Genomic DNA, 16,786 nt, shown 5'->3' with positions numbered 1-16,786 from the left:
CTCCTAATCCTTACTGAACGTCATAGTCACTCAAAAAATCCATCTAAAAACTTTTTTGTTTTACTCATTAGGCCCGGTTTATTCTCTTTATCTTGTTTCACGGCCTTTTTCTTCGGTACCGGACTGTAGTCCGTCTCCTGTGAAGTCGCAGCAGATTGTGATTCAGCCGAAATGCCAAAATACGTATCTTCCATATTAGCATAACGGATAAGACCTACAGCAGTCGAATACATTGGTTCGCGAACGCCGATATATTCGGGAGTATGGATCCTTACTCTCGTTTTCAACACATGCCTTGCAAGCTGCAGTATCCCTTCAAGTTTCGTAGTGCCGCCTGTAAGAACGACCCCACCCGGTAAGTCATGGATGCCCATACGATAGAATTCTTCTAAAACCAATTCGAATAACTCTTCCAATCGGACACCGATAATTTCCGATATGTATCTTTGACTATATTGATCCTTTGAATCAGCACCAATAACCGGAACCTCAAATAGTTCATCATCTGAAGCATCATCATAAAAAGCATGTCCATATTGGTGTTTGATTTTCCTCGCTTGTTCTGTTGGTGTCTTTAAGATGATTGACAAGTCCTTTGTCAAATGATCCCCACCAACCGGTATGACAGCAGTGGACACGAAACGATTATCTCCAAAAATGGCAATTGTCGTAGATCCTCCACCTATATCAATAAATGCTGTTCCGTGATTCATTTCGTCATCCGTCAATGCAAACATGCCTGAAGCTAATGGTTGTAAGTAAATTTCCTGAATGACCAAGCCTGCCCTCTCAACGCATCTCAGAATGTTGTGGACCATTGTTTTAGATGTCGTAATAAGTGTGCCGTCCATTTCTAACCGAACACCTATCATGCCTCTAGGATCTTTAATTTCGTCATAATCATCGACGATGAATTGTTTAGGAATGATATTGACAATCTCTTTTTCCGGAGGCACTGACATAACTTGAGCAGATTTCATAACCCGGTCAAGATCGTCATCAGTTATTTCCCGGTTTTCCGAATTAACTGCGACAACACCTTTGACATCTTGCAAGAAGACACCATTAGCTGGAATGCCAAGAATGACATCTCTAATTTGCATACCAGTCATTCGTTCAGCCTGCTCAACTGCTTTTCTGATCGATTGCACAGTTGCATCTATATCGATAATTGTGCCCTTGCGGATACCAGCTGATTGTACGTTACCAACTCCGATGACATGAAGCGATCCTCCATCTACTTCACCTATTAAAACTTTGACGGATGAAGAACCTATATCTAGTGAAACATATATTGTCGATTGACTCACTTCCCGGCACCTCCTATTACAGTCCTTATCTTACATTCTATTGTATTACAGTCATATTGTCTAAATATTTTCGCCATAAGTTCAACATTTCCTTTCAGTCATGAACTTTCTCCTTGTGAATTCTTCCCGCGATCAGACCATTTCGCCAATAAAATCCTTCTAATTACAGCAATGTTCTGGAATAATCGAACGCCAAATGCAAAAACCGCGGCCAAGTAAAGGTCGACGCCTAAATGGACACCTAAAAAGGCCAAACAAGCCGCTAGCACTATGTTAAAGAAGAAACCTGATATGAATACCTTATCATCATATATGTGTTGAAGATGTGCACGAATGCCTCCGAAAAGAGTATCTAGCGCTGCTAGAACGGCAATTGATAAATAATTGCTATAAACTTGTGGAATTTGAATATCTGATAACAATCCTAACGAAACTCCAAAAATTAAACCTAACAACGGCAACCACATAGTTAATCTCCTTTCGGCAATTCATTCAAATATAGATTTTCAAACTTTTCAGACCATCCACTTATAACAATATCTTTTTCAGGAGGTTTAATATCCAGAATTAGGTTGTCCAAATAAAAGTCATCGTGAATCGATGAAGCCAACAAATAATTATAAAGTTTCTCACTGTCGGACATAGTTTGCGAAATGATTTTTATTTTGAATGGCGGTGTTGAGACATTTAGTCCATTCACAGATGTTGAACCATTAATTACCCTGATAGAACTCATTACATTATATCGCTTGCCGTCTATTTCCATATTAATCCCTTTAAAGCGGTTTACATCATTGACAAAGCGCGTCAGCAAATCAGATGAAATACTCGTGATTGGTATTCCATAGGCAATACTTTCTGCTGAAGGTCGAACTTCGATGACGATGCCTGGCCCTTCGATGTCGGTAGTTCCCGCTTTTTGATGCAACCTGTCCACAGTATCCTTTATTGCTTGTCCAGTACTTGAGTCACTTAGAGACCTATAAGAGGATATCGTATTGTCCAATTCCCTAATTTCAGACAGCAATTCTGAATGCAATTTTTTCTCTTCAGCTAATTCTTGCCGAATTGCCCATATATCCCTCGTATCACGTTGCTTAGGATTTTCCATTGAATTGTATTGAACCGCAATCATGAAACCGATTAGTAGGAGGACTAAAGTGAATTTAATATTTATCGTCTTTTTCATCGAATATCCCCCTTCCGGAAAGACGACTCAATTATGATTCATTTCGTAAGGCTGGTAACTTTATTTCTTTCATTTGTTCGATACTAACTACAATATTGTCATGTAGCAGACTATCGACAACACCGCCTTTAAGATTTAAAGAGGTGGCTAGAACTGATGAATCTCCGACTGCTTCAATAACAAATGGTGCAGGTAGCGTCCTACCATCTATTTTAATGACAGGGCCTGTACATTTTATGTACGAGTTGGATGAGATTCGTTGGCCATTAATTGAAATTCCTTGTGCTCCTGAAATTTTTAGTTCATTTACTACACCAAGCACATGACTCTCATGAACAATATACTCATTTGGATTTTGATCGACAGGGTCATAATCACCGTCGGATAAAGTCACCTTGACACCAGGTCCAACTGAAGGAATGACGCCAAGTAATAATCGCAAGTCTTTTGCTTCATTGACAAGATCGGCATGATTAGCCTCATTATCGGAGAATGATTTTTCGAACTCACGAATCTCAACTTGCTTTTGAAGAATTTCATCCGTCAATTCCTTATTCCGTTCTTTTTGCTCAATCAAATCACCTCTGTACTGATCTTCTTGTTGGGTAGTAGGACTTCGCAGTTCATCAATTTTGTCTTTTCCTAATGTACGATAAGAAAAAGCAAAAATGAAACCGAGGACGAGGAAAACAATTGCATACAGCACGTATCTCCCTCGGGACTTATTTTCATTACTCGACTTCTTCGCCAACTTCATCACCTTCCCCTTCTTCAGCCTCCTCGTCACCATATACTTCACTGAAAGGAGAAAAGAACGTTCCGACTTCCATATCTATTATACCTTTTTCAAGTCCTTCTAATTGTGATGTAATTTCTGGATAGAATTCCATATTACTTGCAAATGTCTGTATGATTGCATGCACTTCATATCCGTCGTCCATATAGACAGTAATCGTGTCTTGGTCAACCTCAGAACCTGTATAAATGATTTCAGATATTATAGGTAATACTTCATCATCCATCTTCAGCAGTTGCGATGTTATTTTTTTTCTAATACTAGCATCATCCACATGGCTAAGAATGGGTATGTTGGCATTAATTTGCTTGCTCGAAAAGATATCACCATTTTCAAGCAAGAGCGAGTATTCACCCTTGTTTTCGATATACGCCACGGTTTTCCATTCAGTTACAGAAATCTCAATATCCCTTAGCAATGACCTTGAAACAGACACTTCCTTTACTCCATCGACAGAAGTGATTTTATCCTTAACCATGCTAGTGGTAAAACTCCAATACCCAATACCCGATGAAATTCCGCTTTTTTCAATATAGTAATCGGCATCATGCAAATGAGCACCTTTCACGTCAATCTCACCGATTTTACTGAATGACGACTGGAAATACAGTAAGAGGAGGAGAGCGATGATGAAGATCGCAATGATGAGAAGAAATTTTTTATTCGTCTTTTTCCTTCTTCTTTCTCTCATAGAAGGAATGCGCTCTTCAATATCGATTACTTTATCCATAAGCTCGCCTCCTTTTTACGTATGATTTCGTTTAAATGCAAAATGCAAAATGACACCTGCCGCCATCCAGGTTGTTAATAAAGACGAACCTCCATAACTAATAAAAGGCAATGTCACCCCAGTTACAGGTAATAATCCCGAAACGACACCAACATTGAGGAACGTTTGAAAAATAATCATTGACGCCATACCCGCAGTCATTAAGAAAGACATGTAATCTTTAGTTCGAATTGCAATACCAAAAGCAGCTATAAGCAATATGACAAATAGCAACAGGATGGCGGTCGCACCAATAAATCCCGTTTCTTCTGCAATAATCGAAAAGATAAAGTCATTTTGCGGTTCAGGCAAGTACAAATACTTTTGGCGGCTATTTCCATATCCATGGCCAAAAAGTCCACCGGGTGCAATTGCAAATAGAGATTGGATGCCTTGGAATCCCGTACCTAGTGGGTCATTCCAGGGATCAATATAAGATTTTATTCGATCTAGCCTATACGGTGCTGCAGCAATGAGCGCTATGAAACCACCAATGCCGGCAAATCCAAGAATCGTAAAAAAAGATATCGGATATCCCGCTAGAAACAAAATGACGAATGCCGAAACAATCATTATGACGGCTGAACCAAGATCTGGTTGCAACATGATTAGACAGGCAGGCAATAGAATAAGGATAAAATGACTCAATTGGAACGGACTTTTACCTGCACGCATTTTCATTGAGCAAGCAAGTTTTCCAATTAATGCCACTTTCACGAATTCTGCAGGTTGAAGGCTGAAAGGTCCAAGGGCAATCCAACTTTGTGAACCATTCCTTACGACACCAATTCCAGGAATCATGACAGCTATTAACAACAGTATCGTTATGTAATAGAAAACCGTCCAAAATAACTGGTTAGATGTCCATGGTCCTTTCATGAGCACTAAAGCAGCGCAAATTGAAACGGCCATATAAATTCCTTGTTTAACAATAAAAGGTGAAGATTCAGCGTAATGTACTAGCCCCCAATAAGAGCCTGCTGAATGAACAAATGCCAAACCGATCACAGACAGTAATGCAGCGGAAATAAGAAATGCAGCTTTCAATTTCTGATCCAGAGAACGCATCCTTCCGTCTAATTGTTCATCAATAAGTGTTATGTCATAGGTTCATAATCGCTTCAATAAAAGCATCTCCACGATTTTCAAAACTTTTGTATTGGTCCCAACTCGCACAAGCCGGCGAAAGAAGAATCTGATCACCTTCTTCGGAAGACTCATAGGCAGCTTTCACAGCGTCATCCATTGTCAGTGCTTTTTGTGTAATTTGCACACCACATGATCTTGCAAATTCAATAAATCTATCCGCCGTCTCTCCTAGTCCAAATACAGCTTTCACTTGAGTCATGTATGGACGCAATTCCTCAAAGGAATGTCCCCTGTCTAACCCGCCAGCTATTAAAATGACCGGGCTTTCAAAAGAAGACAGTGCACTTTTGGTCGCTAGAGTGTTCGTAGCTTTTGAATCGTTAAAGAACGTCCGATCATTAAATTCCTTGACGAATTGCATTCGATGACGTACACCAGTGAATGAACTTAGAACATTTTCAATTGTATCCTTATCACAGTTCATCAAAATTGCAGAAGCCGTTGCAGCCAAAATGTTTTCAAGATTATGTTGACCTAGCAATTTGATAATCGATCTCTTAACGAATGGTTCTCCTAACCAGTAGATCATCTCATCATCTGCTGAAATTCCATCAATCGTTTTACCTTGAAGAGAAAACGGAATTTTTTTCCCGCGACCCTGCTCAATATACTTCTGCATATCGGTCTGATCAGCATTATAGATGAAAAAATCATCGGGCTCTTGATTTTTAATGATATTAGCTTTTGCTTTTGCATACTCTTCCGCAGTTCCATGGTAGTCGATATGAGAATCATATAAATTGGTCCACACTGCTATTTTAGGACGGAACTTCTCAACACCAGCCAATTGGAAAGAAGAGACTTCCATTACTATAACTTCATCAGATGTTGCGTTTTCTGCTACGGAGCAAGCGACAGTTCCGATATTTCCAGCAATTATCGGCTTCTTCCCTCCGATATTAAGCATGTGATAAAGGAGGGTAGTTGTCGTCGTTTTCCCATTAGATCCGGTAATAGCAATAATCGGTGCCTCGCTTACTAGATACGCCAATTCAATTTCAGTCCATATCGGAATTTGTTGTTGTAAAGCTTGTTGTAGCACTTGGTTTTGATAAGGAATTCCAGGATTCTTAACAATCAAATCAAATTCTTTATCCAATAAATTTTGTGGATGTCCACCACAAATCACTTCCACACCTTTTGAACGCAGAACAAGAACATCATCGTTACCTTCTTCAGGTGACGCATCATTGACAACAACTATTGCACCAAGTGATTGCAACAATTCAGCAGCTGCATATCCGCTTTTGGCAAGGCCGAGCACTAATACGCGCTTCCCTTTAAAATCATTCGGCTTAATCATTTAGAACACCTCCAACAGTAAAGGGATGATCGCAGCTAAAAATGCCACTCCCCAAAAAACGATGACGATTTTCCATTCTGACCATCCAGATAATTCAAAGTGATGGTGAATCGGACTCATCTTGAAAACTCTTTTACCCGTCAATTTGAAGCTGGTAACTTGAATCATTACCGATAAAGTTTCAACAACATAGACAATTCCGATGATTAGAAGAAGAAGTTCCTGCTTCACTAAAATGGACAGCATGGCAATGGTTCCACCTAATGCCAGTGAGCCAGTATCACCCATAAAAACTTTAGCAGGCTTCATATTAAACAATAAAAAGCCGAGCATAGAGCCAGCAACAACAAATGAGAATATTGCTATGTCGTTCTGTTCATATGCGAGAGCGTACACACCGAAAGCGGCAAATGCGATCGTGGAAGTTCCTGCAACTAATCCGTCAAGACCATCGGACAAATTAACCGCATTTGAAAACCCGACTAGCCAAAACACGAGGAAAGCCACGTAGAAAACTCCCAAATCAAATGAAAAATCGGTAAACGGAATGGCAACAGTCGTTTCAAAAGGTCCCATTTTCAAAAGGAAGTAGGCAATTATCGCAATGACAATTTGACCGATCAATTTTTGGATGGATGTTAGACCCAAATTTCTTTTCATAACGACTATAATAAAATCGTCCAAAAATCCAATCAACCCGAAGCCCGCGAGAACAATCATTAATACAATCGTCTGGGTAGTTAGTACATCTTCATATATGTATGATAAGGCAAGCATTGAAATGATAATGGACCCCAGGAAAATAAGGCCGCCCATAGTAGGCGTGCCCGCTTTTTTCTTGTGGGCATCCGGGCCTTCTTCCCGGATGCTTTGCCCGAACTTCAGTCTTCTAAGCAGAGGAATGATTAACATGCCTAAGATTGCTGTTATTACGAATGCGACGGTAATTACCGTTATTGTAGCTTCGAGTTTCATAGTATGTTCTCCTTAACTTTTTTAAAAATACATTGTTATTCATTCTTCGGTATAGACATGGATAACATCATCCACATTCATAAGCGCATCCGGCTCAGGCATCTGATATTTTACGACTTCGCCTTTTCCGTGCCATTCAATACGATACGTATGAAGTTGACGACCAATCATATCTTTTGTCATTCCTGTCAAGTCAGGTACACGATGTGTAATCTGATCTCCCCAACGATATTCTTTCTCGAGCTGGTCTGTGCGTTTTTCTACACCAGCTAGCGGCGCAATTTCCTCAATAATTCTTCCGACAATTGGAGCTGCGATGACGCCACCAAACTGGACGGAGTTTTTCGGGCTGTCGACTGCGATGTAAACGAGCAATTCAGGATCGTCTGCAGGTGCAAAACCGATGAAGGACACGATATAATCACCGTCACGGTATGCTCCGTCCACAACTTTTTGTGCAGTTCCAGTTTTCCCTCCAACTCGTAAACCATCGTTGAAAGCATTGCGGCCAGATCCATTCGCGACAACAGACTCCAGCGCTTCTCTCACTTGGGCAGACGTCTCTTCACTAATGACCCGTCGTTTCAATTCGGGTTCAAAAGCTTGTAACGTTTCACCTTTATCATTCTTAATTTCCTTTACAATATACGGTTTATATAAGTTACCGCCATTGATAGCCGCAGCAACCGCCTGTACTTGTTGAATCGGTGTTACAGAAATACCTTGACCAAATGCTGTTGTCGCCTGTTCCACAGGCCCAAATCCTTCTTTTGAAAAGAGTATTCCTTTTGCTTCACCAGCAATACCTGATCCTGTCGTTTCACCGAATCCAAAATTACGGATATAAGCGTCCAATTTCTCTCCACCGAGTCGCTGACCAATTTCAATGAAGCCTGGATTACAGGAATTTTCCACTACTTCCAAGAAAGATTGATGCCCATGTCCGGATCTCTTCCAGCATCTCAACTTGGCATTAGCAACCATTGTATATCCCGGATCATGAAAATGTTCGTCATGCAAATCGATGACTTTCTCTTCTAGTCCAGCTGCTAGCGTTAAAATCTTAAACGTGGAGCCTGGTTCGAACGTCATCCACACAGGAAGATTTCTATTATAAATGGACGGATCCACTTCTTGGTAAGCTGTCGGATGGAAGGAAGGCATGGATGCAAGCGAAAGTATCTCACCAGTCTTTGGATTCATAATAATACCTACGGCTTGTGTGGAGTCATATTTCTCCATAGCTTGAATCAATTCGCGTTCCATGATTTTCTGCATTTCAACGTCGATCGTCAATTCAATCGTGGCTCCGTTATCACCAGTTTGAAATCCGTCGTCCACATGTGGTAATGGAACAGCCCTTGCATCAGTATACATTCTTATTTTATCGCCTGTACCTTGTAGTATTTCGTCATAAGCATATTCAATACCTGCCAAACCTTGCCCATCATATCCTGTAAAACCAATTAATCGAGCTAACAAATCGTCATTTGGGTAATTACGGGTAAAATCAATACCTGTATATAATCCTTCAATTTGCAGTTTTGCAATTTCATCCGCCTGCTCTTTAGTAATATTTTTTCCTTCAGGCGCAAGCTTTACCATATATTCCTTTTTCGTCATCTTTTCAAGCAGTTTTTTTGAATCCGTTTTGAGAATAGCAGCTAGCTCGATAGCCGCTTTTTCTGGTTGTCGATTTTGTGAGGGCATGAAATATAATGTCGGAGCAAGACGATTGCCTACAATAAGTTCCCCATTCCGATCATTAATCTCACCCCTAATCGCGCCAAAAGGGATTTCTCTATCCCAGTTTTCTTCCGCTTTCGCTTTTAACCATTCATGCTTAATGATTTGAACGTGAAAAAGCTTTCCGATGACCAGTGTAATAGAAAAGAGAAATATGATAAAGACAGCTCTTAATCTCTTTTTCGACTGTAAATCTGCATATTTACGCAGCGCCCCACACCTTTCGTTTTTCTATCAACTTATGAATGGATACGGTTGTCTATACATCATCCACCAATTATCTCTTCTACCTCTTCTGCATCTTCTTCAAACTCTCTTGGTGTAAATTGCATTTCAGGCGAACGCAACTGCAAGACGACCGGATCTTTTTCACTAATTACCGAACCTTGTGAAAGACTTTGTTCAACTACGTATCCATCGCCATTCAAACGTATATCTAGCCCTGATAACATCTTAAACGATAGAACCATTTTTTTCGACCACCCGGAAAAATTAGGCAATGTTGTTTTACCAGTTGTTTCCAACAAAACAATCGAGCCTTTAGTCAATTTTGTTCCTTTTTCAGGATATTGACTTATCACTTTTCCACCTTCACCGATTAAAATCGGAGTAAAACCTTGTTCAAGTATTGTATCAGTTGCAGTAGCAGAATCTTTATCAACGTTATTAATTAGCGAAACGGTATTCGACACACCACTGTCTTCAGGTACGATATTCATATACTTTAAACTACTATCCATAATTGTCGTAAACAATTCTGAAACCGGATCGGAACCATACTGACCGATCTCTAATTGTGGTTGTTGTACGATGACATATGTTAATAGTTGCGGGTCGTCGATAGGAGCCATTCCTAAGAACGAGTACAAATAATTACCGTCTCCCGCTAAATACCCTCTACCTTGTTTTTTCGGTATTTCAGCCGTTCCCGTTTTACCGCCTACGGTATAATCAGATAATGCGAACTTCTTACCAGTACCTGCTTCAGAAGTTACTGTAGAAGCTAAAATTTCTCTCACCTGTTTAGCAGTCGCTTTAGATATAGGAGACTTTCGCTCTTCGGGTTGATGGTCTTCTACAGTCTTTTTTGTATTCGGATCAATAATTTTGTCAATAACATAAGGTTTCATCATCTTTCCATCATTAGCGATCGCTGTAGCGGCTTGAATCATCTGGATTGGTGTTACCGTTGTCCCTTGTCCGTAAGAGGTGGTGAGCCGTTCACTTGGGTTAATATCTAGCAGAATTCCAGAAGCTTCATGTGGCAAGTCGATGCCGACTCTTTCACCAAAACCGAATCCTTTAAGATATTCAATGAACGTCCGGTCTCCCATACGTTCCAACAAATAGGCCATCGATACGTTTGATGAGCGTTGGAATCCTTCAAGGAACGTTATTCTTCCCCAACCTGTTTTGTTGACGTCCCTTATTGTTTTATCGTAAATCGTATATTGTCCAGATTGGTACTCAGCCATCGGATCCCATTTCTCTTCTTCAATTGCGGCCGCCAATGTAAACATCTTCATAGTAGAGCCAGGTTCGACTGTATTTTCTACAGCATCGTTTAACCAATTCTCCGTCAAACCTTCCCGTGTCCCGGGGTGGAATGAAGGTCGCTGACTCATCGCGTAAATTTCTCCAGTTTTCGGGTTCGCTACAACGACAAGCATTTTAGCTGGAGTATATTTCTCTTGTACTTGATTCATAGCGTCTTCAACAAAATTCTGTATCGTTTTATCAATCGTCAATTGAATTGTCATACCGTCTTTTGCCGGCATTATCTGTTTCTCTGTCTTAGGAAGAACAAATCCCCAGAAATCCGTTTTATAATCCATTTTACCGTTTACGCCAGTGAGCAGGTCGTTGTAAGTTTTTTCAAGGCCCATCTTGCCGACGGTTGTAATTTTTTTATCTGCATTTTCCTCTTTCATTGCAAACCCGATTAAATACGAAGCGAAATCTCCGTTAGGATAGAACCGTTTTTTATCTTCTATGAATTGCAGACCTGTAACTTCTTCTTTATCAGCTGCTTCTTTAATCGCTAGCATCGTTTCATGATTGATATCGCGTCCGGCTTTACCGAATTCTGTTTGATAGACTTTGTAATCATCCGTATTTTTTGCAACAGCAGAAGTCATCTGACCAAGGATCTTTTCTTCCTCCATCGGGATGAATCTGCTCAACAGTTCAGCTGTCTTTTCATAGTTCACAACATGTCTTGCTTTCTTAGCGTTTTTCTCAGTTGCCGATTCGGCCAATATGGCTATAAGTCGATAACTTAACGTATCAGAAGCTATTAATTCGCCATTCCTGTCAACTATTTCTCCTCTTTCGGCTTTCAATATCGCTTCTTTGGCATATTTAGCTTCTGCCATCATTGCGAGTTGACGACCTTCCGCCTGACCTGTAATTTGTATGCTTAAAAGCCGTCCGAATAACAGCAAAAAGAGCCCTCCGAAAATTAAAAACATCAGAAAGGCTCCCCATTGAAATCGAAACTTCTTTTTCATCGTCCAGGCACAACCTTTACGTTCTTCTCGTTAAGATTCAAGCCGAGCTCCTTCGCTTTATTCCAAATTACTTCGTATGTAGATTTCTCGCTCACTTGGATGGACAATTCAGTATTCTGTTTGGTTGTCTCGGTAATTTCTCGATTCAATTTCTGAACTTCCAAGTTCGTTTCGTTGACTTGTGCTTGAGTGTGCAAAATCATTGTTGAAAAAATAACGAGTGCTCCCGCAAAAAGCATGAACAAGAATTTCTCACCTGCTGAGAAAAACTTTCTGGAACGTCTAACCGGCTCTTGGTTTTCACGTCTTTCCGGTGCTCGCGGCTGCTCAATTTCATGTACCGTATTCGTTTGGAAAATTCTCTGTTCCAATGCCATCTAACAATTCCCCCTTTTTATTTTTTCTCTATGATCCTCAACTTTGCAGAACGGGATCTTTTATTGCCAGCAATTTCTTCTTCACTTGGAATAATAGGTTTTCTCGTAACTAGCTTAAAATCCGGATCCATTCCATCTGGTATGACCGGCAAATTCGGCGGAAGCTCTGGTAGCGATGACGCTTCCTTGAATATTGTTTTACATAATCGATCTTCAAGTGAATGGAATGTGATGACTGCTATACGTCCACCTGTATTTAACACCATCAAAGCATCTGTCAACGAATCTTCAGCTGCACCGAGCTCATCGTTCACCGCAATGCGAATTGCCTGAAAAACTCTTTTTGCTGGATGTCCGCCAGTTCTTCGCGCAGCAGCAGGAATTCCTTCTTTTATTAGTTCTGCAAGCTCGGAAGTCGTGCGAATCGGTGAATTCTTTCTTGCCTCTTCAATTTTTCTTGCAACACCTTTTGAGAACTTTTCTTCGCCATATCTGAAGAATATACGGACGAGATCTTCATATCGCCATTCGTTCACTACTTCAAAAGCTGTCAGTGGCGCATCTGTGTTCATGCGCATATCAAGAACTGCATCATGGTTATAGCTAAATCCTCTTTCTGGTGTATCCAATTGTGGCGAGGAAACACCAAGATCATATAGAATGCCATCGACTGAAGTAATGCCAATCTTGCCTAGCTCGCTTTTCAGATTTCTAAAATTCGAATGGATAAAAGTAACTTTCTCTAAATGTTCGGCAAGCTTTTCCTTCGCCGCATCGATTGCCGTCATATCCTGGTCAAAACATAGCAAGCGACCTGATGTTGACAACTTTTTAGCAATCTCAAGACTATGGCCAGCTCCACCAAGTGTGCAATCTACATAAATGCCATCCGGTTTAATGTTAAGCCCATCGACGGCTTCCTGCAGTAATACTGTTGTGTGATCAAACATCGAAACCGCCTCTTTCAGTAGTTGTCATTAAAAGTCAAAGTCAATAATGTTTTCTGCTATTTCATTGAATGACTGCTCAGATTCATCATAATAACTATCCCATGCATCTTTGGCCCAAATTTCAATACGGCTGGAAACACCAATGACGACACAGTCCTTTTCAACTTTCGCATAATCGAGTAATGAGGTTGGAATATTCACTCGGCCCTGCTTATCAATATCCACTTCGGTTGCACCGGAGAAGAAGAATCTTGCGAAGGCACGTGCATCTTTTTTAGTTACAGGCAACGCTTTCAATTTCTCCTCTAACCGTTTCCATTCCTCCATAGGGTATCCGAATAGGCAATTATCCAATCCACGAGTCAACACGAAACCATCCATCAAATATTCCCTGAATTTCGAAGGGACAATTAGACGGCCTTTTGTATCGACAGTGTGCTGATATTCGCCCATGAACATACTCTTCACCCCACTATATGAATTTAATGTACCACATCCCCCCACATTCCTCCACTCATATTCTATTTTACTTTTAAAATGTGTCAATAGTACTTGTTTCATTGAGATATTGCACAAAATTGGAAGACGCCAAACCTTCACACCAAAGCATAAAAAAACTTCCAGTCGATGAACGACTGGAAGAAGTTAAGTATGTTTTATAAATAAACGATTTTATGGGTACCATCCATTTCCATTGCTTGCATAAGCAAATCATCGACTAACGATGCACCATAACTGTTCATAAAGAAGTAAGGGGTAAAAATTCTCTCTTGTAAAGTGCCTACTGGCAATATTTCATTTTCAAGCGAATCGTATTTGCTTAGAACTACATCATGTTGAATCAGTAATTCCTCTTCCGCTTTTCTCTTTAAGTAATCGAACTGTTTTTTATGCAATCTATAGTTCTTCTCAAGTATTTGTTTCATGCCTTTACTTGCTACGCTTGCTAATTCGTCATAGCTCTTTTCTAAACGGTGCTCGGTTTCTGTTAGCACACGGTCAAAAATCTCATTATGGAATGATGCCAGTAATTCCTCACGATCTTGCTGAACTTTTCCAGCTAAAACATCTTCAACTGACAATGATAGTTCGTTCAACAATTGTTTAGATTTAGGTGTTATAAAAGTCATTGAAATCCGAGGAACGATAATTGGCATTTTTATACCTAAATGGTGGAATGCATCTTTTAGTAATGCCCAATAGGCGATTTCACCGCCACCGCCAACAAAAGCTAGAACAGGGAAAACCAAATCTTGTATTATCGGACGTGTTGCCACATTATTACTGAGTAGCCATGGTTGTTCATCCGCCATCGCTAGCATCTCCACTTCAGTAAACTGAATTCCTGTAGTTTCATTTACAAAGTAACCTTCTTTTTTAGACAGCAAAACACGACCTGTTTCATGTACATAAAAGAGATTAGCTGCGTCAAGTTGAGCTTGAATGGGTCGGTCGTATCCAGCAGCCTCGAACACATCTTCTCGACGGACGATTAGTTCCGAAAGCCTTTCAGCTTCGCTAATTAATTTCTTGAAATGCTTAGTCTCAAGTTCACGTAAAGGTCGATAGGCAGAATCGATAAATAATAACCCTTTCTCTTTAAACAGTCCATTCATTAATTTTACAAAGAACCTCGTAAATGTCTTCTCGGACTTGACTGCTTCAAGAACACTTTCTTTTAATGATTTAGTGTAGTCAGCTTCTCCAAACTGCCGGAAAACATCTTCAATGAAACTGATCATTTTTTCTTGTGAATAAGTAGCATCAGAAGCCATTAACTTAAAAACGAATTTTTCATCATACTGTCGCTTCGTCACTTTACCTGCCGTTTTAGTATAGACATGATTGATTTCATTCAGATCATGGTCTTCTCCAGCTATCCAAAAGACCGGTACAACCGGGACATTTAACTGTATCCTTTTCTGTTCAGCTAACAGAAGGACCGTTATTGCCTTATGCACGGAATAGAGAGGACCTGTCATTATTCCAGCTTGCTGACCACCAATTACTACGATGCCGTCTTGTGCCAATTCTTCAATATGTATTGACGCTTCAGACGAAATACCGAACGGAGCCATGTATGACTGAATGACAGAAGCAAGTTCACTCCTCATATACTCTCTTCCCGATAATTCATTCATTCTTTCCGCATATGAACCGTCTTCATTTTTGTAGTCAAAAAAAGTATGTATGAATTGTTCATTATGATTGTAAGCTTGCAGCACTTTATTTTCGTTTTGTAATACTATTGTTTCAATCTCCATCATGAATGCCCCTTTTTACTGGTTTGAAAAGAGTATATCATCCACGTTCACTGTAATGAAAAATATACGCTCTCCATTAGTTGTAACGGCGAATCATTTTAAGTATTCCATTATTTTTAATGATATCCCTACTACAAGTAATAGAATATACGAAAATGACAGTAGCAAAAAACAAGCTCTCCACGTCTTATGTAGAAATCGGACAATCTGAAATTCCTTTTCTTTCATCCGTTCTTTTGTTGCAAAATAGAGTGCAGTCAAAATGGACACTCCACTTATGGCAAACCCTGACCCTTCCCCGAAAATCGTTAATGAGATTATGTACACAGATATGAATAAAAATGGCGTTGTCCAATCAGCAGATTTCCGCATCATACTCGCTGGCGACTTACCTCGCTTTCGCATGATGATTAAAAACGAAATCATTGTAAGAAAAGGGAACAAAACAATTACACCAACAATAAATGATATGAGCATTTTCACAATTACAAATCAACTCCTATTCATAGCGCGAAGCACGTTTTCCAATATCTTCATTAACGGCATGTTTTTCCCTCGTTCATCAGCCATCCGGAGTAATGCAGTGACAATCGTGTCAATTTCCATTGGCTTACCAAGTAGACGGTCTTTCAACATAGAGGATTCGTTGTTACGCGTCTTAAAGCAGACTTCTTCGACAGCAGATATCGGTAAATCGCTTCTCATCTCTGGGAAAACATTCATTATTTCTTCGTATAATTCATAAAATAGTTTTTTTGCATACGTATTTTCCAACAATTCTCCATTCCGTATTTGAAGAATGGCTGTCAATGGATTAATCATGCAATTTATTAATACTTTACGAAAAAGAATACTTTTTGCATCTTTTACAACTTCAATAGGAAACGAACTCGACGCACTTTGTTTCATCAAGACAAGCGCTCCAGCATTTCCACGATATGGAGCGATTTTCATCATTCCAATGCCATTATGGGAAACCGTCCTATCATCGATCCTCGTTGCTCCATGCTCTATAGTTGCAAAAAACAGAACCGGCAAAGTAGTATCGCTCACCATTTCAAAATGCGAAAAGCCATTTTGCACAAAAAGAATCGGACTTTCCATGTCTTCATCTATTAAAGTCTGGACAAGCGAAGTGACACCTCCTGATTTTACAGCAATAATCCACAGAACTTCCTTAGACAAATTTCGTATATCTGTTTCAGCGCCTATTTCACCGATAATCGTTGAGTCATGTCCATTGATTCTTCGTATGCCTTGTTGTCGTATAAGCTCTGCCTGTTCTGGCCTTCTTACGAAATATGTAACTTTCCAACCGCTTTCAGCAAGATATGAACCAATTAACAGACCGATAGAACCAGCTCCTGCGATCACTACTTCCATCGCCGTTTCCTCCTTCTCAAAAGGGCGCCCTCATTCATAAGGCGCCCTTCATAATCATTTATTCA

16 protein-coding genes are annotated in these 16,786 nt (G+C 40.0%); all 16 read right to left on the bottom strand.

The features are described from left to right. Window positions 1–26 precede the first annotated feature (26 nt). Window positions 27–1,310: a cell division protein FtsA gene (gene ftsA, locus H9649_RS02550; protein WP_191693089.1), complete on the bottom strand. Its 1,284-nt coding sequence runs from the start codon at window positions 1,308–1,310 to the stop codon at window positions 27–29. A 98-nt stretch (window positions 1,311–1,408) separates the two neighbouring features. After that, on the bottom strand, window positions 1,409–1,777 hold the full coding sequence (locus H9649_RS02545) for a small basic family protein (protein ID WP_191693088.1): 369 nt from the start codon (window positions 1,775–1,777) through the stop codon (window positions 1,409–1,411). 2 nt (window positions 1,778–1,779) lie between these two features. Continuing rightward, the gene (locus H9649_RS02540; RefSeq protein WP_191693087.1) at window positions 1,780–2,499 is read right to left on the bottom strand and encodes a DUF881 domain-containing protein; all 720 of its coding nucleotides are present in this window, start codon (window positions 2,497–2,499) and stop codon (window positions 1,780–1,782) included. Between the two features lie 31 nt (window positions 2,500–2,530). After that, on the bottom strand, window positions 2,531–3,256 hold the full coding sequence (locus H9649_RS02535; protein WP_191693086.1) for a DUF881 domain-containing protein: 726 nt from the start codon (window positions 3,254–3,256) through the stop codon (window positions 2,531–2,533). Next, complete coding sequence (locus H9649_RS02530) at window positions 3,231–4,025, bottom strand: cell division protein FtsQ/DivIB (RefSeq protein ID WP_191693085.1); 795 nt, start codon at window positions 4,023–4,025, stop codon at window positions 3,231–3,233. The genes H9649_RS02535 and H9649_RS02530 overlap by 26 nt, the downstream gene beginning before the upstream one ends. A 15-nt stretch (window positions 4,026–4,040) precedes the next feature. Beyond that, the gene (ftsW, locus tag H9649_RS02525; RefSeq protein ID WP_191693084.1) at window positions 4,041–5,132 is read right to left on the bottom strand and encodes a putative lipid II flippase FtsW; all 1,092 of its coding nucleotides are present in this window, start codon (window positions 5,130–5,132) and stop codon (window positions 4,041–4,043) included. 34 nt (window positions 5,133–5,166) lie between these two features. Beyond that, a complete protein-coding gene (gene murD, locus H9649_RS02520; RefSeq protein ID WP_191693083.1) occupies window positions 5,167–6,516 on the bottom strand; it encodes a UDP-N-acetylmuramoyl-L-alanine--D-glutamate ligase in 1,350 nt (449 codons plus the stop codon). After that, a complete protein-coding gene (mraY, locus tag H9649_RS02515; RefSeq protein WP_191693082.1) occupies window positions 6,517–7,491 on the bottom strand; it encodes a phospho-N-acetylmuramoyl-pentapeptide-transferase in 975 nt (324 codons plus the stop codon). It abuts the gene before it with no gap. Between the two features lie 39 nt (window positions 7,492–7,530). Beyond that, window positions 7,531–9,447: a penicillin-binding transpeptidase domain-containing protein gene (locus tag H9649_RS02510; RefSeq protein ID WP_191693355.1), complete on the bottom strand. Its 1,917-nt coding sequence runs from the start codon at window positions 9,445–9,447 to the stop codon at window positions 7,531–7,533. A gap of 56 nt (window positions 9,448–9,503) precedes the next feature. Continuing rightward, window positions 9,504–11,708 (bottom strand): penicillin-binding transpeptidase domain-containing protein, encoded by a 2,205-nt coding sequence (locus H9649_RS02505; RefSeq protein WP_191693081.1) that lies wholly within the window; start codon window positions 11,706–11,708, stop codon window positions 9,504–9,506. Between the two features lie 35 nt (window positions 11,709–11,743). Beyond that, window positions 11,744–12,124, bottom strand: coding sequence for a cell division protein FtsL (gene ftsL, locus H9649_RS02500; protein WP_191693080.1), 381 nt, complete (start codon window positions 12,122–12,124; stop codon window positions 11,744–11,746). A 17-nt stretch (window positions 12,125–12,141) separates the two neighbouring features. Further along, window positions 12,142–13,074: a 16S rRNA (cytosine(1402)-N(4))-methyltransferase RsmH gene (gene rsmH, locus H9649_RS02495; RefSeq protein WP_191693079.1), complete on the bottom strand. Its 933-nt coding sequence runs from the start codon at window positions 13,072–13,074 to the stop codon at window positions 12,142–12,144. A 27-nt stretch (window positions 13,075–13,101) separates the two neighbouring features. Then, window positions 13,102–13,533 carry a division/cell wall cluster transcriptional repressor MraZ gene (mraZ, locus tag H9649_RS02490; RefSeq protein WP_191693078.1) on the bottom strand — a complete coding sequence of 144 codons (432 nt, stop codon included), beginning with the start codon at window positions 13,531–13,533 and terminating at the stop codon, window positions 13,102–13,104. Window positions 13,534–13,730: 197 nt separating this feature from the next. Continuing rightward, entirely contained in the window at window positions 13,731–15,338 is a 1,608-nt protein-coding gene (bshC, locus tag H9649_RS02485; protein WP_191693077.1) for a bacillithiol biosynthesis cysteine-adding enzyme BshC, read from the bottom strand. Window positions 15,339–15,431: 93 nt separating this feature from the next. After that, the gene (locus H9649_RS02480; protein WP_225229643.1) at window positions 15,432–15,815 is read right to left on the bottom strand and encodes a DUF3397 domain-containing protein; all 384 of its coding nucleotides are present in this window, start codon (window positions 15,813–15,815) and stop codon (window positions 15,432–15,434) included. 15 nt (window positions 15,816–15,830) lie between these two features. After that, a complete protein-coding gene (locus H9649_RS02475; protein ID WP_191693075.1) occupies window positions 15,831–16,721 on the bottom strand; it encodes a ketopantoate reductase family protein in 891 nt (296 codons plus the stop codon). Between the last annotated feature and the right edge of the window lie 65 nt (window positions 16,722–16,786).

This window comes from Sporosarcina quadrami, from assembly GCF_014836615.1.
GTDB classification, from domain to species: domain Bacteria; phylum Bacillota; class Bacilli; order Bacillales_A; family Planococcaceae; genus Sporosarcina; species Sporosarcina quadrami.
The sequence above is the reverse complement of the archived record's forward strand: the minus strand, read 5'-3'. Positions and strand labels throughout refer to the sequence as shown.